The organism is Rhizobium leguminosarum, assembly GCF_010668065.1.
Classification (GTDB): Bacteria; Pseudomonadota; Alphaproteobacteria; order Rhizobiales; family Rhizobiaceae; genus Rhizobium; species Rhizobium leguminosarum_S.
Genome location: NZ_WUEN01000018.1, coordinates 36486 through 55799 on the forward strand (window position 1 = coordinate 36486; position 19314 = coordinate 55799).

Sequence of the window (19314 nt, forward strand, 5' to 3'; positions counted from 1 at the left end):
TTCGGGTGCGATCACTTGGCCGCGCTTGCTTGCAGCATGGAGGCCTCGAGAATATCGAGCGCTTCGCCGAAGATCTCGTCCTGGATGGTGATCGGCGCGAGGAAGCGGATGACGTTTCCGTGGACGCCGCAGGTGAGCAGGATCAGGCCCTTGTCGAGCGCGATCAGCCGCACCCGGTTGGCGAATTCCGCGCTCGGCAGTCCCGTCGTCCGGTCGTTGAATTCGACGGCGTTCATGAAGCCCGGCCCGCGGATATCGACGATCTCCGGCACCGTCTCGCGCAATGATTCCAGCCGCTGCTTCAGCCGTCCGCCAAGCTGGTTGGCGCGATTGCAGAGATCTTCGTCGGCAATGACGTCGAGCACGGCGTGGGCAGCGGCGATCCCGAGCGGATTGCCGCCATAGGTGCCGCCGAGCCCGCCCGGTCCCGGCGCATCCATGATCGCGGCGCGGCCGGTGACGGCGGCGAGCGGAAAGCCGCCGGCCAGGCTCTTTGCGATCGTCGTCAGGTCGGGCGCCACCTCGTGATGATCCATTGCGAACATCCTGCCGGTGCGGGCAAAACCGGTCTGCACCTCGTCGGCGATCAGCAGGATGCCGTGCTGGTCGCAGAGCTCGCGCAACGCCTTCATGAAGGCGGCGGGTGCGGAGTAGAAGCCGCCTTCGCCCTGTACCGGCTCGATAATGATGGCGGCGACGCGCTGCGGATCGACATCGGCTGCGAAGAGCTTCTTCAGTGCCGCCAGCGACTGATCGGCGGTGACGCCGTGCAGCTCGACCGGGAAGGGAATATGGAACACGTCGCCCGGCATCGCGCCGAAGCCGACCTTGTAGGGCACGACTTTGCCGGTCAGCGCCATGCCCATGAAGGTGCGGCCATGGAAGCCGCCGCCAAAGGCGATGACGGCCGAGCGGCCGGTCGCGGCGCGCGCGATCTTGACGGCGTTCTCGACCGCTTCGGCACCCGTCGTGACGAAGATCGTCTTCTTCTCGAAATCACCAGGCAGCAGCGCGTTCAGTCGTTCGGCAAGGTGTACGTAGCTTTCATAGGGCACCACCTGATGGCAGGTATGGGTGAATCGGTCGAGCTGATCCTTGACCGCTGCGATGACCCGGGGATGGCGGTGGCCGGTATTGAGAACGGCGATGCCGGCGGCGAAATCGATGTAGCGGCGGCCCTCCTTGTCCCAGATCTCGGCATTCTCTGCGCGATCCGCATAGATCTGGGTCGTCATGCCGACGCCGCGTGAAATGGCTGCGTTCTTCCGGTCCGTAAGGCTTGTCGCGGTCATCGATGGCTCCTGCGCTGAAAGGGTTTGAAAGTTATCTTGTATAATTCCTGCAAGATGTGTATAAAACACCTACATTTTTCCTGCAAGAAATCAAGCGGCATTTTTTGCTTCAAACATCACGCTTTTTGATGGAGGCTCTGGGGCGATTGGAATCGGGGACAGTTTCGGATGAATGATAATGGGCCTGCACGCTACAAGGTGGCGGAAGCCGCGCGGCTGGCGGGCGTTTCGGCCTCGACGCTGCGCCTCTGGGAAAGCCAGGGTCTGGTGGTTCCCGGTCGTTCCGAAACCGGCCATCGGCAATACAGCGCCGACGATGTGGCGCGGCTGAAGCGCATCTCCTGGTATCGTGTCGAGCGCGGGCTCAATCCCGCGGCAATCCGCGAGGCGCTGGAGAGCGAGGAACCTTCCGCCGATGGCGCCGAGGCAAGCCAGGATACCGGCCTCGGCCGCAAGCTGCGCAGCCTGCGCCATGCGAGCGGTAAGACGCTTGATCAGGTGGCCGGCGACATCGGCGTCACCTCGTCGACGCTCTCGACGTTGGAGCGCACCTCGCAGGGCGTCAGCTTCAAGACGCTGCACGATCTCGCAGAGTATTACGGCACCACCGTTTCCCGCCTCTCCGGCGAAGAAAGCGGAGAGGAATCGGCGCATGTGCGCGCCGGCGAATGGCGCGCCTGGCCGGAAACGACGCCCGGTGTCACGGTGCAGCTCCTCGCCGAAGGTCGCCGGATGATGGATTGCCATCGTTTCGTGCTGGCGCCGGGTGCTGCCAGCGAGGGCGCCTATCGCCACGAGGGCGAGGAATTCATGCATGTTCTGTCCGGCCGGCTCGAACTGGTGCTCGACGGCGATCAGTTCTTCGATCTCGGGCCTGGCGATTCACTCTATTTCGAAAGCCGCCGCGACCATTCCTGGCGCAACCGTCACGATGGCGAAACCGTGCTTCTCTGGATCAATACGCCGCCGACATTCTGAACGACTAATGACGCACGGCGCTCCAGCAGGAAAGCGGTTTCGCACTCTGCGCCTTTGCGCTATAGCGCTGCTGCATAATTCCTTAAATCGGAATCGATTTAAGGATAAAATTATGCAGCCATTCAAATTGCTACAGCGTCCTTTACGGCTCTCGAAAAGACGCGCGGCGCTGTAGGGGATGCATCGAACGAAAGACAGTCTCATGGCAGCGACCATACGTTATCACGAAGGCGATATTTCCGCGGCCGACGTTGCCCGCTACACCGGCGCGATTGCGATCGACACCGAAACGCTCGGCCTGGTGCCGCGCCGCGATCGGCTCTGCGTCGTCCAGCTTTCGCCGGGTGACGGCACCGCCGATATCATCCGCATCGCCGCCGGTCAGAAAGAGGCGCCCAATCTCGTCGCCCTGCTTGAAGACCCCACCCATCAGAAGATCTTTCATTACGGCCGTTTCGATATTGCCGTGCTCTTCCATACCTTCGGCGTCACCGCGACCCCGGTGTTCTGCACCAAGATCGCTTCGCGCCTGATCCGGACCTATACGGATCGCCACGGCCTCAAGGACAATCTCAAGGAGATGCTCGACGTCGACGTCTCCAAGGCCCAGCAATCTTCCGATTGGGCGGCCGAGAGGCTGTCTCCGGCCCAGCTCGAATATGCCGCCTCCGACGTGCTTTATCTGCATGCGTTGCGCGATAAGCTGACGGAACGGCTGATCCGCGACGGCCGCTATGATCATGCGACGGCCTGCTTCGAATTCCTGCCGACCCGCGCCAAGCTCGACCTGCTCGGCTGGGAAGAGGCCGATATCTTCGCCCATAGTTGAGCGAATTGCTTTCATTCTGCGTTTGCCAATAACCGGGCGGCAGACTTGTCCGCGGCCGTTAGCGATTCATTAACGCCTGTTTATTAACATTCCTGTTAATTTTTATGCATTCGATGACGCCGGAACTGCGTCATGCGGACAGGAGGATCTGCTGGGATGCAAGGGGACCGGATGAGCGCGGTCCTTTTCTAGAGCCTGCTTTCATCGTCACTTTACGAAAGGAGCATGCCATGTTGACTCCCGTTCGTGCAGCGTCCAATGCAAGCTTTTCGTCCCAGGGTCAGACAGCGGCGATCGTCGCCAGTGGTCTCGGCCACTCGGCGATTGCCCCCGCGCCTGTCAACGCCGTCGAAGCCGCAGACCTCAATTCCGCCATTGCCGGCAAGCTCAATATTCTGCTCCTTGCGGCGCGCGAGCGCATGGTCGAAGCCCTTTTCGATGTCATCGATGCGGCAGGCCGCTCGATCTCGCTCGATCGTGGAGATGATGAGAGCAATCTTGCCTTCGCCTCCCGGCTTGCCGATGCGATCCGGCGGCTGCCGGCCGCGAGAATCGACGAGGTCGAGCGCCAGCTGACCGCGCAAGGCCACGGTCTGCCGCTGCGGACCATTGCCGAAGCTCTGAAAAACCCGACAGGCCCGGAAGCCGCTCGCATCGTCGCCTATCTGGAGATTGTCCGCTATAAGGATCGCGATCTCGCCGCCCGCGCCGTCGTGCGCTCCTATCGCCAGAACGACGCCTCGCCGATGCGCGCCGAAGCCCGCCCCGAAATCCAGCTGCATGAGGACAGCAGGCCGGCTGCCGCCACGCGCCAGCTGGCGGAAAAGGTGCCGGTATTGGTCGCTCCGCTGACCGAGGCTGCAGCGCTCGTGACTGCCGAAGAGCCGCTTATCGCCGAAACTGTCGAGGCCGCCGATCCGGAAACGCCACAGCCTGAAGAAGCCCCGGCCCAGCCTGCCCCGGTGGCGGCAGCGGAAGTCGCCGCGGAAGAATCCCTGCCGCAGGAGATCGAAGCCCAGCAATTATTGTCAACGGATCTGGACAAAATCGAGGATACGCAGGAAGCGGTGGAGCAATCGGCCGTTCAGCCCCGCATAGTGTCCGACAAGGCCGATCCCGTCATTCCCAGGAACTGGGCGGGGATCGTCGCCTCCATGACCGAAGAGGCCTCGGAGATGATCGCCACCCTCATCCGCGAGCAGGAAATCGAAACCGTGCTGGAGGATGTTCCCGTCGAGGCGGCGGTGGAAATCGATACGATCCTCGATGAGGCCGTCATCAGCGAGGCGACCGGGAGCCTGACTAAGCAGCCGGTGGAACTTGCCGCGCCGGACGTCCGCCAGACCGCAGCGCTCCGCCCGTCGCAGCCGGATATCCCGCCCTTGGTTGTCGAGACCCGCCAGCCGAGGGAAGTCTCCGCCCAAGCGGAAATGATACCGCTCCCAGAGACGATCGAATCCCCCTATGTGCCGCTGGCGGCAAGAATGCCGGAGGGACTTGCCTACACCCAGCTGCCCTATCAGTTTGCCAAGGATATTCTGTCGAACGAAAAGGCAGGCGAAACCCACCACCAGCACCAGCACCATCGCGACGGCGCCCCACAGGATCAGAATCAGGACGAGCAGCAGGCGCAGTCCGGCGGCGAGGATGCCGAGCCCGACGGCGAAGAGACCGACGTAGCACCAGCGCGGAGGACCCCGAGGATGATCGATGCCGAACCGGTGGCTCATCAGCCGGCAGGCGCGGCCGCCGATCCGGTCTATGCCCTCTATCAGCGCATGGTCGGCTGGGAATAAAGCAATTCCAGGAAAAGTGTGAAGCGGTTTTCCGTCCGGAATTGCGTGGAAACAAAAGGATAGAGCGGTTCTGCGCTCCATGAAAAGCAGAACCGCTCTTTTTAAAGCCTGAAAATGAAGAACCCGCCGGATCGCTCCGGCGGGTTCTTCAATTCAAAGGCGGATGCGAGGCTTATTCGCCGCCGCGGTTCTTCAGGGCTGCGCCCAGAATGTCGCCGAGCGAAGCGCCGCTGTCGGACGAACCGAACTGGGCAACGGCTTCCTTCTCTTCCGCAATCTCCAGAGCCTTGATGGACAGCATGATCTTGCGGTCCTTCTTGGAGAAGTTGGTGACGCGGGCGTCGAACACCTGGCCGACCGAGAAGCGCTCGGGGCGCTGCTCGTCGCGGTCGCGGGCGAGGTCGGCGCGACGGATGAAGGAAGTGATGTCCTCGTGGTTGACGAGCTTCACTTCGACACCGCCGTCGTTGACCGCGATCACTTCGCAGGAAACGACTGCATTCTTGCGCAGGTCGCCAGAAGCAGCGGCGTCGCCGACCGCATCCTTGCCGAGCTGCTTGATGCCGAGCGAGATGCGTTCCTTCTCGACATCGACGTCGAGAACGACGGCCTTGACGACGTCACCCTTGTTGAACTCCTCGATGACCTGTTCGCCCGGACGGTTCCAGTCGAGGTCGGAGAGGTGCACCATGCCGTCTACATCGCCGTCGAGGCCGATGAACAGGCCGAATTCGGTCTTGTTCTTGACTTCGCCTTCGACTTCAGTGCCGGCCGGATGGCTGCGGGCGAATGCTGCCCACGGGTTTTCCAGCGTCTGCTTGAGGCCGAGCGAAATACGGCGCTTGGACGGATCGACTTCGAGAACGACGACTTCGACTTCCTGGCTCGTGGACAGGATCTTGCCGGGATGAACGTTCTTCTTGGTCCAGGACATTTCCGAGATGTGGATCAGGCCTTCGATGCCCGGCTCCAGCTCGACGAATGCACCGTAGTCGGTGATATTCGTGACGGTACCGGAAATCTTCTTGCCTTCCGGATACTTGGCCTGGATGCCATCCCACGGATCGCTCTCGAGCTGCTTCATGCCGAGCGAGATACGGTGGGTTTCCTGGTTGATGCGGATGATCTGAACCTTGACCTGCTGGCCGATGTTCAGGATTTCCGACGGATGGTTCACACGGCGCCATGCCATGTCGGTGACGTGCAGCAGGCCGTCGATGCCGCCGAGGTCAACGAACGCACCGTAATCGGTGATGTTCTTGACGACGCCGTCAACAACCTGGCCTTCTTCGAGGTTCTGAACAATTTCAGAACGCTGCTCGGCACGGGATTCTTCCAGAACCGTACGGCGCGAAACCACGATATTGCCGCGGCGCTTGTCCATCTTGAGGATTTCGAAGGGCTGCGGGTTGTGCATCAGCGGGGTCACGTCGCGGATCGGGCGAATATCGACCTGAGAACGCGGCAGGAAGGCGATCGCACCGTCGAGGTCGACCGTGAAGCCGCCCTTGACCTGGTTGAAGATCACGCCTTCGACGCGCTCGCCAGCTTCGAACTTGGCTTCGAGCTTGACCCAGCTTTCTTCGCGGCGAGCCTTCTCGCGCGACAGAACGGCTTCGCCAAGCGCGTTTTCGATGCGCTCGACATAAACTTCGACTTCGTCGCCGACCTTCAACAGGCCGTCCTTGGCGCGCGCGCCGAATTCCTTGAGCGCGATGCGGCCTTCAACCTTCAGGCCGACGTCGACAACGGCGACGTCCTTCTCGATGCCCGTGACGATGCCCTTGGTGACATAGCCTTCGGCCAGGTCGTTCTTGGCAAAGGACTCTTCGAGAAGAGCCGCGAAATCCTCGCGGGAGGGGGTAGCTACTGACATAAAATCTCCTGCGTGTCCTGAAACGGAAGCGGACACGTATGCGCCGGTTGGTTTGCGTTGAACGGGCCTGAACCCAGTCCGCCCTCTCTTACGAAGGCAATCCGGCGCTTGGACGGAATTTCAGGCTTGCTGTATTAGAAGCGATCCATGCTCAGAGCACGCAAAATCGCTTGAATTTAGGCATTTCGGCTCAAGACCGCATCGATGATCGATTGAGCAGCTTGAAACGCGGCCTCTATACTCATTTCCGACGTATCAAGCAAGTGCGCATCATCAGCTGGTTTCAAAGGGCTGTCGGCCCGTCCCATGTCGCGTTCGTCGCGCCGCTTGACGTCCTCGAAGATCGCATCGAAATCCGCCGTCAGGCCTTTGCCGAGGATCTCGTCATAACGGCGTCTTGCGCGGACTTCCGGCGACGCCGTTACATAGAATTTCACCGCCGCATTCGGGCAGACGACCGTGCCGATATCGCGCCCATCGAGCACCGTTCCCGGCACTTTCGTCGAAAACCGTCGCTGCGCTTCGACCAGAGCCCGGCGCACCGCCGGCATGACGGCAATCTTCGATGCGGCTTCGCCGATCTCATGTTTGGAAAGTATATCGCGATCCAATCCGGCGAGTTCAACCTCTCTTGTGATCTTTTCCGCCACCGCCTCGTCGTCGAGCGGCAGGCCGGCATCGAGCAGCGCCTTGGCCGTGGCGCGATAGGTCAGGCCGGTATCCAGATGATGGAAGCCGTAGCGCTCTGCGATGCGGCGCGAGAGCGTGCCCTTGCCGGCTGCTGCCGGGCCATCGATGGCGATGGTGAAGGTCTCGTTCGTCATGTGATCAATCCTGCGACAGCGCGCCGAAACGGCAAATGAGTTTGGCTTCGGGGAATGGTGGCTGGCACATCATTCCGGCACCGCCTCGATCTTTGCGCCAAGGCCGGTCATCAGCTGCATGAATTCGGGAAAGCTGGTCGCGATCATCGCCGCGTCGTCGATCGTGACAGGATGCTCCGAGGCAAGCCCCATGACAAGGAAGCTCATGGCGATGCGATGGTCGAGATGTGTGCTGACCCTGCCGCCGGCAGCATTGCCGAGGCCTCTGCCGTCTGGCCGGCCGCGCACGGTGAGAAAATCCTCGCCCTCGTCGCAATCCACACCATTGAGTTTCAGCCCGTCGGCGACGGCGGAAAGGCGATCGGACTCCTTGACACGCAGTTCCTCCAGCCCCTTCATGACCGTCGTGCCCTCGGCGAAACAGGCGGCGACGGCGAGAATAGGATATTCATCGATCATCGACGGCGCGCGATCTTCGGGGACGGTCACGCCCCTCAGTTCGGAATGGCGCACGCGCAGATCCGCCACGTCCTCGCCGCCGGCAAGACGCGCATTCAGCACCTCGATATTGGCCCCCATCTCCTGCAGCGTCAGGATCAGCCCGGTGCGGGTCGGGTTCATCAGCACGTTGACGATAGTGATGTCGGAGCCGGGGACAAGCAGCGCCGCAACCAGCGGGAAGGCGGTGGAGGACGGATCGCCGGGAACGTCGATCACCTGGCCCGTCAGCCTGCCGCGCCCTTCGAGCCGGATCGTGCGTACACCCTCGTTATCGGTCTCGACGGAAAGGGCAGCACCAAAACCCTGCAGCATCTTCTCGGTATGGTCGCGCGTCATCACCGGCTCGATGACCGTGGTGACTCCAGGCGTATTGAGGCCGGCAAGCAGGACGGCCGATTTCACCTGGGCGGAGGCCATAGGCACCCGATAGCGGATCGGGCTCGGCGTTCCCGGGCCTTTGAGCGTCACCGGCAGCCTGTCGCCCTCGGAGGCGCTGATCTGCACGCCCATTTCGCGCAGCGGATTGAGCACGCGGCCCATCGGCCGTTTCGAAAGCGAGGCGTCGCCGATGAAGGTCGAGTGAAAGTCGTAAGTGCCGACGAGGCCCATGGTCAGCCGCACGCCGGTGCCGGCATTGCCGAAGTCGAGCGGCGCGTCAGGCGCAAGCAGCGCACCGTTGCCGGTGCCCTCGATCACCCATTGCGCGCCTTCTTTGCGAATCCTGGCGCCCATCGCCTGCATCGCCCGGCCGGTATTGATCACGTCCTCGCCTTCGAGCAGGCCGGTGATCCGGGTTTCGCCGGAAGCAAGCCCGCCGAACATGAAGGAACGATGCGAGATCGATTTGTCGCCCGGAATACGGACGCTGCCCGTAAGACCGGCGGATTTGCGGGCGGTGGCGGGCTTTGACGCGGAGCCGTTCAGCATGACGCAATCCTTTGCAAACGCAGTCTATTTTCGCCGCAAGACGGGCTTGGCCGGTCGCAATTCCCGTCCGCTTCTGCAGCTGTTGCGGCTCGTTAACATAAACGCACCGGGCGGTCATCTGTCGGCTTGCCAAAAACCCCGCGCTCCGATCGCAAAGTTTGGCTTTGACATGGGAAGCCACAGCGATTAAGGGGACCGGCTTATAAATTCCGATGGAACGCCGGCTTGGTCGGCATTTGCCGAATCTCGCATTCGGTCATTCACACGAGGCTCATAGTGGCGAAAGCGGAACTTGGAACCAAGCGTACCGATCCGGAAACCGGCAAGAAGTTTTATGATCTGAACCGGGATCCGATCGTCTCTCCTTATACCGGCAAGTCCTACCCTCTGTCCTTCTTTGAAGAAACCTCGGCGATCGCCGAAGTTGCCGAGGAAGACGAGGTCGCGGAAGTCGATACTGAAAACACCGAAGTCGAACTGGTTTCGCTTGAGGATGCCGATGACGCCGCCGGCGGCGACGACATTCCGGATATCGGCGATGACGATGTCGAAATCGAAGGCGATGACGACGACGATACCTTCCTCACACCCGACGAAGATGACGATGATGACGACATGAGCGATATCATCGGCGTGACCGGCGACGAAGACGAAGTCTGAGACCACATTTCGGCCCGGCGAGGAAAAAATTCTCCGGGCCGCATTTTTTTAGGCTTGCTATCTCCGGAATCCGGAAGTAATAAGCCGCCACTCCGCAGGGCACGCCTTGAGGAGCATCCCAGGACCGGCCTCGAGCCGGACCACCTTGATGGGGCTATAGCTCAGCTGGGAGAGCGCTTGCATGGCATGCAAGAGGTCAGCGGTTCGATCCCGCTTAGCTCCACCAGCCTACGCTCTTCGAGCTTCGGCTCGGCAAGCCGGCAGGCTTGACGGGACGAGGGCGAGAAGGAAGCGGAGGCTGCCGCGCCGAAGTTGCGAAGCAACGTAGGCGGGCTATGATTCTTCCATGAAGTACGTCTACATTCTCCATAGCACTGAATTTCCGGATCGCTATTACGTTGGCGTGACGAGTGACCTGAAGTCGCGCCTGGCAAAACACAACGCCGGCGAGGTTTCGCATACCTCGAAGTACCTCCCTTGGTCTCTCAAGACCTATCTCGCTTTCTCCGATGAAACGCAGGCCTTCGCTTTCGAGAAATATCTGAAGTCGGCTTCAGGCAGAGCTTTCGCAAAGAAAAGACTCTAGCCGCCCCCTTCAATTCCGGCAGGACGCTCCCACAGCCGCCCGATCAGACAATTGCAACGTCGACCGACCGGGTCGCGCGTTAGATTGACGTAAACGCCCCCATCCCCTTCTAATCGTCTTTGCCAATTAGGCATCCACGCGCAAGCCGCTTGGCTATCGAAAGATGCATCGCTGAAGGCCCCAAGTGAGAATTCACCGGCAATAAGAAAATATCGAAGGCGGCTGTTTCGGGCAAACAGTCAAAATTAGAATATTTTGTCTATTGATTTGATGGATTATAGCGTTCCATAGCCCTGTCGATTTTAACAATAAGATTTTCGAACGTCCGGCGAATGCGTCGTTGGGCGCATGTGACTTGCCGTCTTCTTCCAAGATCAGCCAGGAGATATCCATGAGCAATCCAGTTCTCGTCAATCAGATCATTCCCGAGTCCGATGTCGTGCCGCTGACCGGCCGCGTCGGAGCCGAAATCAGGGGTATTCGCCTCGGCGGAGACCTTTCCGACGCGACGGTCGCAGCCATCAACCAGCTTCTCCTGAAACACAAAGTCATCTTTTTCCGCGATCAGGACCATCTTGGCGATTCCGAACAGGAATCGTTCGCGCGCCGCCTGGGCGACCTTGTGCCTCATCCAACTCAGGGTCCGGTGGCCGGCACGGCTTCCATCCTCAATCTCGATTCCAGCCGCGGAGGCGGCAGGGCGGACCAGTGGCACACCGACGTCACCTTCGTGGATGCCTATCCCAAATTCTCGGTCCTTCGCGGCGTCGTCATTCCGGCGGCTGGAGGTGATACGATCTGGTCCAACACCCATGCCGCATACGAAAGTCTGCCAGCATCGCTCAAATTGCTGGCGGACAATTTGTGGGCCATTCACAGCAATGCCTATGACTACGCAGCCGTGCGCCCTCGCGCCACCGCTGACGAGAAGAAGCATTTCGAGGAAGTTTTCACGTCGACCATCTACGAGACCGAGCATCCAGTCGTGCGTGTCCATCCCGAAACCGGCGAAAGATCGCTGCTGCTCGGCAATTTCGTTCAGCGTCTCGTCGGCTTGTCGAAGAGCGACTCCGCAAAACTCTACGAGGTGTTCCAGTCCTATGTTACCGCGCCGGAAAATACCGGGCGCTGGCACTGGAGAGCCGGTGACGTCGCAATCTGGGATAATCGCGCGACCCAGCACTACGCTGTCAACGACTACGGCGACCAGCACCGGGTCGCGCGCCGCGCCACCGTTGACGGCGACGTCCCCGTCAGCGTCGACGGCCGCCGCAGCGTAACCCACGTCAAGGTCGCCAAGCCGAAAGCAAAGGCCGCGTGAGGCGGCTGGACTAGGGAGCAACCATGAAGCTTGATATAGCGCGGCGCTTTCCGCGCTACTCGATCGGCGAACGCGCGTCATAAAGGGCGAACTGAGCACGGTCACATTTCCAGGCATGCTGGTTGTGAACGCGCCCGCGACACGACGACCAGGGGTGCGCCGGTACGGCCCAGATGGCGAGCGCTCAGTTCGCTTCAAGCAAATTCCTGATACACCAAGGAGAAATTCGAAGAGGAGAACACCCATGGTTAGTCAACCCGTTACCACCCGCATCGTCCTTGCATCGCGCCCATCCGGAAAGCCGGTGGCTGCGAATTTCCGGCTCGAGCGGGAGACGGTTCGGGATCTCGCCGAGGGCGAGGTTCTTCTCAAGACGCTTTATCTTTCCCTTGACCCCTACATGCGGGGCCGCATGGACGTTGCCAAGTCCTATGCCAAGCCGGTCGAAATTGGCGGTGTGATGGAAGGGGGCACGGTTGCGCAGGTCGCGCACAGCCGCAACACGGCGTTCAAGGCGGGGGATATCGTCCTCTCGCATTCCGGCTGGCAGAGCTATGCGATTTCCGATGGTGCGGGCTTGCAGAAGCTCGATCCGGAAACCGCACCGATCACGACAGCACTCGGCATTCTTGGAATGCCGGGCTTTACGGCCTATGCCGGGCTTCGCAATATTGGCAAACCCAAAGCCGGCGAAACACTTGTGGTCGCGGCAGCGAGCGGCGCGGTTGGCTCGGCAGTAGGGCAGATGGCAAAGATTTACGGTGCGCGTGTTGTCGGAATCGCAGGCGGGTCCAAGAAATGTGACCACTTACGCCAAGAGCTCGGCTTCGATGTCGCGATAGACCATCATTCGAGCGATTTTCCGGCACAACTCGCAGCCGCCTGTCCGAACGGAATCGATGTCTATTTCGAGAATGTTGGTGGCCACGTCTGGAGCGCGGTGTTTCCATTGCTGAACGACTTCGCCCGCATACCGGTCTGTGGCCTCATCGCGCATTACAACGAAGGATCCTCTGTCTCGAACGGAGGTGATCAGCTTCCTGCGGTGATGCGTGCCATCCTGCGGAAAAGCCTCACCATACGAGGCTTCATACAGCGCGAATTTGCCGATCAGCGTCCTGACTTCTATGAGCAAGCCGCAGCGTGGATCTCCGAAGGACGGCTGAAGTACAAGGAAGATATCGTTGACGGACTTGAAAACGCTCCGGAGGCTTTTCTTGGCCTTCTGGAAGGGAAGAATTTCGGAAAGCTGATCGTACGCGTCGCGCCCTGATCCGTCGCCCCGGTGTTTCTATTTCGCGGCGCAGTTCTTTTTGCTCACGGTCGGAACAGAACAAAAAAGCGAATCCCGAAGAAGCGGACATCGGAGCACGTATATTCTATCAAAAATATAGAGACGCTTTAATTTGGTCTCGTCTTATTCCGGAGGGTATGATGAAGATCACAAGGCGAGCTTTCACTGCAGTGGTGGCAGGTGCCATCGCGACACCTTTGACCCATGTTCGGCTGGCCGGCGCCGCTGACAAGGTCGTGCGTATCGGCTACCAGAAATATGGAACGCTAGTGCTTCTCAAGGGCAAAGGCACGCTGGAGAAGAAACTTGAATCCATCGGCTACACCGTTGAATGGACCGAGTTTCCGGGCGGTCCTCAACTGCTCGAGGCCCTGAACGCTGGTGCTGTCGATTTCGGATCGACCGGCGAAACGCCGCCGATCTTCGCCCAGGCCGCAAACGCTCCGCTTGTCTATATCGCACACGAGCCGCCCGCCCCGCGCGGAGAAGCCATACTGGTCCCGAAGGACAGCCCCATAAAGTCCGTCGCGGAACTGAAAGGCAAGAAGGTCGCCTTCAACAAGGGCTCGAACGTGCATTACCTGCTCGTCAAGGCGCTCGAAGAAGCCGGCTTGACCTATGAGGACGTCGAATCATCCTTCCTCGCTCCGGCCGACGGCCGCGCAGCCTTCGAAAAGGGCGCGGTCGATGCTTGGGTCATCTGGGATCCCTTCCAGGCCGCGGCGGAAGTCGCGGTCGAAGCGCGAGAACTCAGAAACGGCGAAGGCATCGTCCCCAATCATCAGTTCTATCTCGGCACCAAGTCGCTGGTCGACGGTCACGCCGAGGCGATCGATGTCTTGATCGACGCCATTTCCGAGATCGACGAATGGACCAAGTCCGACACCGCGGCTGCGGCTGCGGAGCTCTCACCATCGGTCGGCATCCCCGAACCTGTCCTCGTCAAGGCGCTCGAGCGCCAGTCCTATGGGGTCAAGAGCCTGGATGACACTGTCGTCGCGCAGCAGCAGAACATCGCCGACACCTTTTTCAAACTCAAGCTCATTCCCAAGGAGGTGACGATTGCCGACGTTGTCCGCAAGGGCAAGGCGTAGTGCTCCTCTTCCCGCCTACGTCTGCATGCCGGACGTCGCGACGTCCGCCTGCGGAAGGAAGCTAGCATGACAGTCCCACTGGTCAGCTTGAGCAATCTGTCGACGGAGCCATCCCCTTCGCCTCAGGTTGCCGCGATATGGGAGGCTCTTTGCACGGAGGCCGTCAATGCTTCGGCCAAAGATGCAGCACTCACGCGCGCCATGAATTCCGCAGTGCTTTATCATGCGAGTTTCGCTCAGGCGCTCGCTCAGCGGGTCGCGATCAAACTGGCCAAACACGACCTCGACCATGACGAACTGCTAGCGGTGATTGCGCAAGCCTTCGACGGTAATCGCAATATTGTCGCCGATGCCGCCGCCGATCTGACCGCGATCAAGGAGCGTGATCCATCGAACACGGAAATCCTGACGCCATTCCTTTATTTCAAGGGCTTTGTGGCTCTGCAGGGACAACGCGTCGCCCACTGGCTTTGGCATCATGACCGCCTCCATTTGGCGCGCCACATCCAGAGCCGAATTTCTGAGGTTTTCGGCGTCGACATTCATCCCGCTGCAAAGATGGGCAGGAGCATCATGCTCGATCATGGGAGCGGCTTGGTCATCGGCGAAACGGCGGTCGTTGAAGATGACGTATCGATACTCCAGAACGTCACATTGGGAGGGACAGGCAAGGAGACCGGCGACCGGCACCCCAAGGTGCGGCGCGGCGCTCTTATCGGAGCAGGGGCCAAGATTCTCGGCAACATCGAAATTGGTGTCGGCGCCAAGGTGGGTGCAGGCAGCGTGGTCGTAAATGCCGTTACAGCCTACACATCGGTCGCCGGCATTCCGGCGAGGCAGGTAGGCAAGCGCCACTTTAACCTTCCGGGCATTACGATGGACCAGACCCTGTCTGAACCGGAGTATACGATCTAAGGCCTGGGGTAGGCTTGTCTGGGCGAGGTTGGCGTGACGAGTGACTTGAAATCGCGCCGCCCCCCACCCATCCCCTTCCAATCGCCTTTGCCAATTCCTCAATAGGACGATGTATGTTGGTTGCCGCAATCTCAGCGATTCGGCTCCAGGACCCTCAGCCAATGACCAGATCAAGACGCCGCCGCATCATCCGTACCCGACGAACCCTGACCGGGCTCGCCCTTGTCGGCTCGATCTCATTTCTTGCCGGCATGACCGATGCCACCGGTCTTCTGCTGACCGGCGATTTCGTCTCCTTCATGACGGGCAACACGACGCGGGCGGCACTCGCCCTGAGCGAGGGCAATCTTTATCACGCCGCGGTCCTGATCTGCGCCATCGTCGTTTTCGTGCTCGGCAATGCGGCTGGCGTCGTCATCTCCCATGTCTCCGAGCGCCGGATCTTTGTGGTGCTCGGCTGCGTCGGGTTGGTTCTGGCGCTCGCCTCGATGATGACGGTACAGAACATGTTGTTCGTGCGGTTCTACATGATCGTTTTTTCCATGGGCATGGTGAACGCTGCCGTCGAGCACATTGAAGGCCTGCCGATCGGGCTGACCTATGTGACCGGCGCCCTGTCGCGTTTCGGCCGCGGTATCGGCCGCTGGATCATCGGCGATCGTCGTGTCGAATGGACGATCCAGATCGTGCCCTGGGGCGGCATGGTGCTCGGCGCAATCGCCGGGGCCGTCCTGACACGGCTAACGGGCGCGCATGCGCTGTGGCTGGTCTCCCTTTTCGCCATGGTGCTTGCACTTGCCGCCATGCTCATCCCGCGGCCGCTTCAGCGCCGCTTCAATCAGAAGGTCGCACCGAGCGGATCGGCCATCACGCGCGCGAAATAAAACCGTCGCATTCCTGTCACCGTCGAATCGGATAGGAAGGATCGCCGCCAATCCTCAAGGAGTGGGTCTTGTTCCTGATTTCGAAGCTTGTCTGGATTTTCGCTCAGCCGTTGTCGCTGGCATTCTTCCTCGTCTTCCTTGCCCTGCTTGCCGGCCTTCTGCGCTGGCGTATCTTAAGTATCCTCGGCGCAGCCGGTTCGGCCCTCATCCTCTTCGTTACGCTCTACACCACGGCCGGCAACCTGCTGATGCAGGGTCTCGAGCAGCGCTTCGCAAAGCCCGCCGCCGATCCCGATAGCCTGCAATGCATGATCGTGCTCGGCGGCGCCTTCGAAAATGAGGTGAACACGGCGCGCCACGGCATAGAATTCAATGGTGGAGCCGATCGCTTCATCGAAGCCCTGCGGCTGGCGCAGAAATTTCCCCAGTCGCGCATTCTGGTGTCGGGCGGCGACGGCTCCATCTCCGGCATCTATGAAGGCGATGCGGCCGCGTCCGAGCGTTTCTTCCCGCTCTTCGGCGTCGGCAGGGATCGCCTGATCGAGGAGAGGCAATCGCGCACGACCTTCGAAAACGCCGTCAACACCAAGGAATTCCTGGCAAGCCAGGGGCTTTCCAATTGCCTGCTGATCACGTCGGGTTTTCACATGCCGCGCTCCGTCGGCATCTTCCGCAAGCTCGGCATCGATATCGTGCCCTGGCCGACCGATTATCGCACCGACGGCCAGGTAAGGCCGGGGTTGGATTTTACCCAGCCGAACCTCAATGCGCAGAACATGGCGACGGCGATCCGCGAATGGTACGGCCTGGTCGGCTATTATCTCGCCGGCCGCACATCGGAACTTTATCCGAGCTGAGAGCTATTTCTTCGAGATGGTGACGAATTTCGTGCCGCGGACGCGTGCCGTCACGATGCAGGGATCACCTTCGGTGCGGTCGCAGAAGCGCGGATGCATCTTCATCGCCAACACCATGTTGCCGAAGCGCTGGACGAAATCGTAACCATAGATTTGCGCCGTCGCGATCATGAAATAACCGCCTTCGGCAACCTGCAGGTAGAAATTATAGGTGCAGCCGTCGTCATTGCATTGCGGCCCCTTCTGCCCGTCGCAGGTCAGCTGGCCCTCGTTGACCACCGCGTCGATCAGGCCGTCATTGTTGATGTCCTGTCGGATGATGAAGCCGTCGGCAAATTCGGCCGTCTTGCACTGCTCCTGGAAATGTTTCTTCTCGTAGATCTCAGGGTCGGAGATCAGCGATTGCTGACTGAGGGCGACAGCCGGCATGGCAAGCAGCAGGACGATATTCAGAACGGCGAGCACCAGCGTTTTCACGGCTTTCCTCTTTTGGATAAAGGCTCTGTGGCCCAATGCATGTCGCCAAAAGTGTGCAGCGGTTCTAGGACAACGACATGCATCACGTAAAGACGTTAGCTTTATGGCGCCGCCGCCTTGCGCCGCCCTTGCCGCCGTGGTTCTTTCGATAAAACGTCTGCCGGTTTCGGGGTTCGCATGTCCTTGCTCGTCTATCTCGATTATGCCGGCATTGCGCTGTTTGCCGCGACAGGCGCGCTCGCTGCCTCGCGCAAGCAACTGGACCTGATCGGTTTTTTGTTTTTCGCCATGGTGACGGGAACGGGCGGCGGCACCGTGCGCGATATCGTGCTCGGCCGCGTGCCGGTCTTCTGGGTGCTGAACCCTGCCTATATCCTCGTCTGCTGCATCGTGGGCGTCATCGTTTTCTTCACCGCCCATCTGCTGGAATCGCGCTATCGCCTGCTGATCTGGCTGGATGCGATCGGCCTTGCCGCCTATTGCGTGATCGGCGCCGCCAAGGGTCTCGCCGCCACCGGTTCGCCGACGATTGCGATCGTCACCGGCACGCTGACGGCGACCTTCGGCGGCATCCTGCGCGATCTGATGGCAAACGAGCCTTCGGTGCTGTTGCGGCCGGAAATCTACGTGACCGCAGCCCTCATCGGCGCCAGTGTGTTCACGCTCGCCAATGCGCTTGGAATGCAGCTCTATCTGGCGTCTGCCTGCGGCGTCGTGGCGGCCTTTGCGGTGCGCGGTGGAGCCCTGTGGTTCGGCTGGACCTTCCCGACCTACAGGCACAAGCCCGGCCGGCATCCCGACGATGTCATGTGAAGGCTAATGCATGTCGCCCAAAAGTGCGCAGCGGTTTGGGACAACGACATGCATAAAAATAAAGATCTAAAGGGCGTCGCATGAGGCCGATTCGGCGCGACGCGCTTTAGAGGCGTCGTCAGCCCTGCTTCGCGCGCAGACGGATCACCACGTCGACATGGGCGATCTCCATGCCCTCAGGCGGTTCCGGCAGATTGGCGATCGTCAGGTTGCTGACGGGAATGTCGAGCACCTCGTTATCGCCTTCGATGAAGAAATGGTGATGGTCGGAAACATTGGTATCGAAATAAGTCTTGGCGCTCTCGACGGCGAGAACCCGGATGAGACCGGCTTCCGTGAACTGATGCAGCGTGTTGTAGACGGTTGCCAAGGACACCGGCACGCCGGCGGCAACCGCCTCTTCATGCAGTTCCTCGACGGTCAAATGCCGGTCGCCCTTGGCAAACAGGAGGTCGCCGAGCGCGACGCGCTGGCGGGTGGGGCGCAGGCCTGCACCGCGCAGCCTTACCTCTATTGCGATCGGGAATGCACCCGTCATCAAAACCAACTCCGGTTATTCTGGCATAAAGCAATCATGTTTCTTTAAGCGGTATAACTTTTGCATCGGAGCCTTTCAATAGTTCAATGGGGACGAGAGCCTGATAAACGCGGCAAAAACGGGCTTTTGACTCAAATAGGTCTGGTCCCAGCCCTAGCCTTCCTGTATGCGACCACCAAATAATGGCGCAAGCCTGGTCCGGGACGATGAATGAAGTTGCCTTGCTCTTGCTTCATTTTCTGAAGAACTTGGACTACACGTTCACATCCATCGGCATGACGCGGGGGGAAAAAGAAACTTTATGACGACCAGACAGTCCAGCTTCTCGTATGAAGAACTCATCGCTTGCGCGCACGGCGAGCTGTTCGGCCCCGGTAATGCGCAGCTGCCCCTGCCGCCCATGCTGATGGTTCACCGAATCACGGATATTTCCGAAACGGGCGGCACCTTCGATAAGGGCTACCTCCGGGCCGAATATGACGTTCGCCCCGACGACTGGTATTTTCCTTGCCATTTCGAAGGCAATCCGATCATGCCGGGCTGCCTCGGTCTCGACGGCATGTGGCAGCTGACCGGTTTCTTTCTGGGTTGGCTCGGCGAGCAAGGCCGCGGCATGGCGCTTTCAACAGGCGAAGTGAAATTCAAGGGCATGGTCCGGCCGCAGACGAAGCTGATCGAATATGGCATCGACTTCAAGCGTGTCATGCGCGGCCGTCTGGTCCTCGGCACGGCCGACGGCTGGCTAAAGGCGGACGGCGAGACCATATATCAGGCGGCCGACCTTCGCGTCGGTCTATCGAAAGACAAGACGGCCTGAAACCGCATTTCGAGCGGCTGACGAAAACAACAAAG

The 19314-nt window shown here is 60.2% G+C and carries 19 protein-coding genes and 1 tRNA gene; 14 read left to right on the forward strand and 6 right to left on the reverse strand.

Features of this window, described 5'->3' with window-relative positions:
* Positions 1–11: 11 nt before the first annotated feature.
* Positions 12–1292, reverse strand: coding sequence for a 4-aminobutyrate--2-oxoglutarate transaminase (locus GR198_RS31420; RefSeq protein ID WP_164070235.1), 1281 nt, complete (start codon positions 1290–1292; stop codon positions 12–14).
* Positions 1293–1460: 168 nt separating this feature from the next.
* Between GR198_RS31420 and GR198_RS31425 the strand changes: the two genes are divergently transcribed.
* The 3 genes from GR198_RS31425 to GR198_RS31435 all read left to right on the forward strand — a co-directional run bounded on the left by GR198_RS31425 (position 1461) and on the right by GR198_RS31435 (position 4895).
* On the forward strand, positions 1461–2270 hold the full coding sequence (locus GR198_RS31425) for a MerR family transcriptional regulator (protein WP_164070236.1): 810 nt from the start codon (positions 1461–1463) through the stop codon (positions 2268–2270).
* A 202-nt stretch (positions 2271–2472) separates the two neighbouring features.
* A complete protein-coding gene (locus tag GR198_RS31430) occupies positions 2473–3099 on the forward strand; it encodes a ribonuclease D (RefSeq protein ID WP_164070237.1) in 627 nt (208 codons plus the stop codon).
* A gap of 230 nt (positions 3100–3329) precedes the next feature.
* Entirely contained in the window at positions 3330–4895 is a 1566-nt protein-coding gene (locus GR198_RS31435) for a hypothetical protein (protein WP_164070238.1), read from the forward strand.
* 172 nt (positions 4896–5067) lie between these two features.
* On the opposite strand, the gene rpsA is transcribed toward GR198_RS31435, so the two are convergent.
* The 3 genes from rpsA to aroA all read right to left on the reverse strand — a co-directional run bounded on the left by rpsA (position 5068) and on the right by aroA (position 9023).
* The gene (gene rpsA / locus GR198_RS31440) at positions 5068–6771 is read right to left on the reverse strand and encodes a 30S ribosomal protein S1 (protein ID WP_003544285.1); all 1704 of its coding nucleotides are present in this window, start codon (positions 6769–6771) and stop codon (positions 5068–5070) included.
* A gap of 176 nt (positions 6772–6947) precedes the next feature.
* Positions 6948–7595: a (d)CMP kinase gene (gene cmk, locus GR198_RS31445; RefSeq protein WP_164070239.1), complete on the reverse strand. Its 648-nt coding sequence runs from the start codon at positions 7593–7595 to the stop codon at positions 6948–6950.
* A gap of 69 nt (positions 7596–7664) precedes the next feature.
* On the reverse strand, positions 7665–9023 hold the full coding sequence (aroA, locus tag GR198_RS31450) for a 3-phosphoshikimate 1-carboxyvinyltransferase (protein WP_164070240.1): 1359 nt from the start codon (positions 9021–9023) through the stop codon (positions 7665–7667).
* Positions 9024–9299: 276 nt separating this feature from the next.
* On the opposite strand from aroA, the gene GR198_RS31455 reads away from it, so the two are divergent.
* The 9 genes from GR198_RS31455 to GR198_RS31495 all read left to right on the forward strand — a co-directional run bounded on the left by GR198_RS31455 (position 9300) and on the right by GR198_RS31495 (position 16634).
* Complete coding sequence (locus GR198_RS31455) at positions 9300–9683, forward strand: TIGR02300 family protein (protein ID WP_017966434.1); 384 nt, start codon at positions 9300–9302, stop codon at positions 9681–9683.
* Positions 9684–9833: 150 nt separating this feature from the next.
* A tRNA-Ala gene (locus GR198_RS31460) sits at positions 9834–9909 on the forward strand.
* Positions 9910–10029: 120 nt separating this feature from the next.
* The gene (locus tag GR198_RS31465) at positions 10030–10269 is read left to right on the forward strand and encodes a GIY-YIG nuclease family protein (protein ID WP_029873772.1); all 240 of its coding nucleotides are present in this window, start codon (positions 10030–10032) and stop codon (positions 10267–10269) included.
* 391 nt (positions 10270–10660) lie between these two features.
* Positions 10661–11590, forward strand: a complete 930-nt coding sequence (locus GR198_RS31470; protein WP_164070241.1) for a TauD/TfdA dioxygenase family protein — start codon at positions 10661–10663, stop codon at positions 11588–11590.
* Positions 11591–11834: 244 nt separating this feature from the next.
* Complete coding sequence (locus GR198_RS31475) at positions 11835–12863, forward strand: NADP-dependent oxidoreductase (RefSeq protein ID WP_164070252.1); 1029 nt, start codon at positions 11835–11837, stop codon at positions 12861–12863.
* Between the two features lie 161 nt (positions 12864–13024).
* Positions 13025–13978: a sulfonate ABC transporter substrate-binding protein gene (locus tag GR198_RS31480; protein ID WP_164070242.1), complete on the forward strand. Its 954-nt coding sequence runs from the start codon at positions 13025–13027 to the stop codon at positions 13976–13978.
* 66 nt (positions 13979–14044) lie between these two features.
* Complete coding sequence (gene cysE, locus GR198_RS31485) at positions 14045–14893, forward strand: serine O-acetyltransferase (RefSeq protein ID WP_164070243.1); 849 nt, start codon at positions 14045–14047, stop codon at positions 14891–14893.
* 161 nt (positions 14894–15054) lie between these two features.
* Positions 15055–15777: a YoaK family protein gene (locus GR198_RS31490; protein WP_164070244.1), complete on the forward strand. Its 723-nt coding sequence runs from the start codon at positions 15055–15057 to the stop codon at positions 15775–15777.
* Between the two features lie 68 nt (positions 15778–15845).
* On the forward strand, positions 15846–16634 hold the full coding sequence (locus GR198_RS31495) for a YdcF family protein (RefSeq protein ID WP_164070245.1): 789 nt from the start codon (positions 15846–15848) through the stop codon (positions 16632–16634).
* Between the two features lie 3 nt (positions 16635–16637).
* On the opposite strand, the gene GR198_RS31500 is transcribed toward GR198_RS31495, so the two are convergent.
* Positions 16638–17111 carry a hypothetical protein gene (locus tag GR198_RS31500; RefSeq protein WP_003544300.1) on the reverse strand — a complete coding sequence of 158 codons (474 nt, stop codon included), beginning with the start codon at positions 17109–17111 and terminating at the stop codon, positions 16638–16640.
* 177 nt (positions 17112–17288) lie between these two features.
* Here GR198_RS31500 and GR198_RS31505 point away from each other — a divergent pair, with 177 nt between their 5' ends.
* Positions 17289–17924 carry a trimeric intracellular cation channel family protein gene (locus GR198_RS31505; RefSeq protein ID WP_017962724.1) on the forward strand — a complete coding sequence of 212 codons (636 nt, stop codon included), beginning with the start codon at positions 17289–17291 and terminating at the stop codon, positions 17922–17924.
* A 118-nt stretch (positions 17925–18042) separates the two neighbouring features.
* On the opposite strand, the gene irrA is transcribed toward GR198_RS31505, so the two are convergent.
* The gene (gene irrA, locus GR198_RS31510) at positions 18043–18462 is read right to left on the reverse strand and encodes an iron response transcriptional regulator IrrA (RefSeq protein ID WP_164026655.1); all 420 of its coding nucleotides are present in this window, start codon (positions 18460–18462) and stop codon (positions 18043–18045) included.
* Between the two features lie 301 nt (positions 18463–18763).
* On the opposite strand from irrA, the gene fabA reads away from it, so the two are divergent.
* Positions 18764–19279, forward strand: coding sequence for a 3-hydroxyacyl-[acyl-carrier-protein] dehydratase FabA (gene fabA, locus GR198_RS31515; RefSeq protein WP_003555774.1), 516 nt, complete (start codon positions 18764–18766; stop codon positions 19277–19279).
* Positions 19280–19314 lie beyond the last annotated feature (35 nt).

Excerpts from the sequence above, each read along its gene's own strand:
- rpsA (WP_003544285.1), bottom strand. The coding sequence starts at position 6,771 with ATGTCAGTAGCTACCCCCTCCCGCGAGGATTTCGCGGCTCTTCTCGAA.
- GR198_RS31505 (WP_017962724.1), top strand. The coding sequence starts at position 17,289 with ATGTCCTTGCTCGTCTATCTCGATTATGCCGGCATTGCGCTGTTTGCC.
- GR198_RS31425 (WP_164070236.1), top strand. The coding sequence starts at position 1,461 with ATGAATGATAATGGGCCTGCACGCTACAAGGTGGCGGAAGCCGCGCGG.
- GR198_RS31480 (WP_164070242.1), top strand. The coding sequence starts at position 13,025 with ATGAAGATCACAAGGCGAGCTTTCACTGCAGTGGTGGCAGGTGCCATC.
- GR198_RS31475 (WP_164070252.1), top strand. The coding sequence starts at position 11,835 with ATGGTTAGTCAACCCGTTACCACCCGCATCGTCCTTGCATCGCGCCCA.
- aroA (WP_164070240.1), bottom strand. The coding sequence starts at position 9,023 with ATGCTGAACGGCTCCGCGTCAAAGCCCGCCACCGCCCGCAAATCCGCC.
- GR198_RS31470 (WP_164070241.1), top strand. The coding sequence starts at position 10,661 with ATGAGCAATCCAGTTCTCGTCAATCAGATCATTCCCGAGTCCGATGTC.
- GR198_RS31490 (WP_164070244.1), top strand. The coding sequence starts at position 15,055 with ATGACCAGATCAAGACGCCGCCGCATCATCCGTACCCGACGAACCCTG.
- GR198_RS31430 (WP_164070237.1), top strand. The coding sequence starts at position 2,473 with ATGGCAGCGACCATACGTTATCACGAAGGCGATATTTCCGCGGCCGAC.
- cysE (WP_164070243.1), top strand. The coding sequence starts at position 14,045 with ATGACAGTCCCACTGGTCAGCTTGAGCAATCTGTCGACGGAGCCATCC.
- fabA (WP_003555774.1), top strand. The coding sequence starts at position 18,764 with ATGACGACCAGACAGTCCAGCTTCTCGTATGAAGAACTCATCGCTTGC.
- cmk (WP_164070239.1), bottom strand. The coding sequence starts at position 7,595 with ATGACGAACGAGACCTTCACCATCGCCATCGATGGCCCGGCAGCAGCC.
- GR198_RS31420 (WP_164070235.1), bottom strand. The coding sequence starts at position 1,292 with ATGACCGCGACAAGCCTTACGGACCGGAAGAACGCAGCCATTTCACGC.
- GR198_RS31435 (WP_164070238.1), top strand. The coding sequence starts at position 3,330 with ATGTTGACTCCCGTTCGTGCAGCGTCCAATGCAAGCTTTTCGTCCCAG.
- GR198_RS31465 (WP_029873772.1), top strand. The coding sequence starts at position 10,030 with ATGAAGTACGTCTACATTCTCCATAGCACTGAATTTCCGGATCGCTAT.
- irrA (WP_164026655.1), bottom strand. The coding sequence starts at position 18,462 with ATGACGGGTGCATTCCCGATCGCAATAGAGGTAAGGCTGCGCGGTGCA.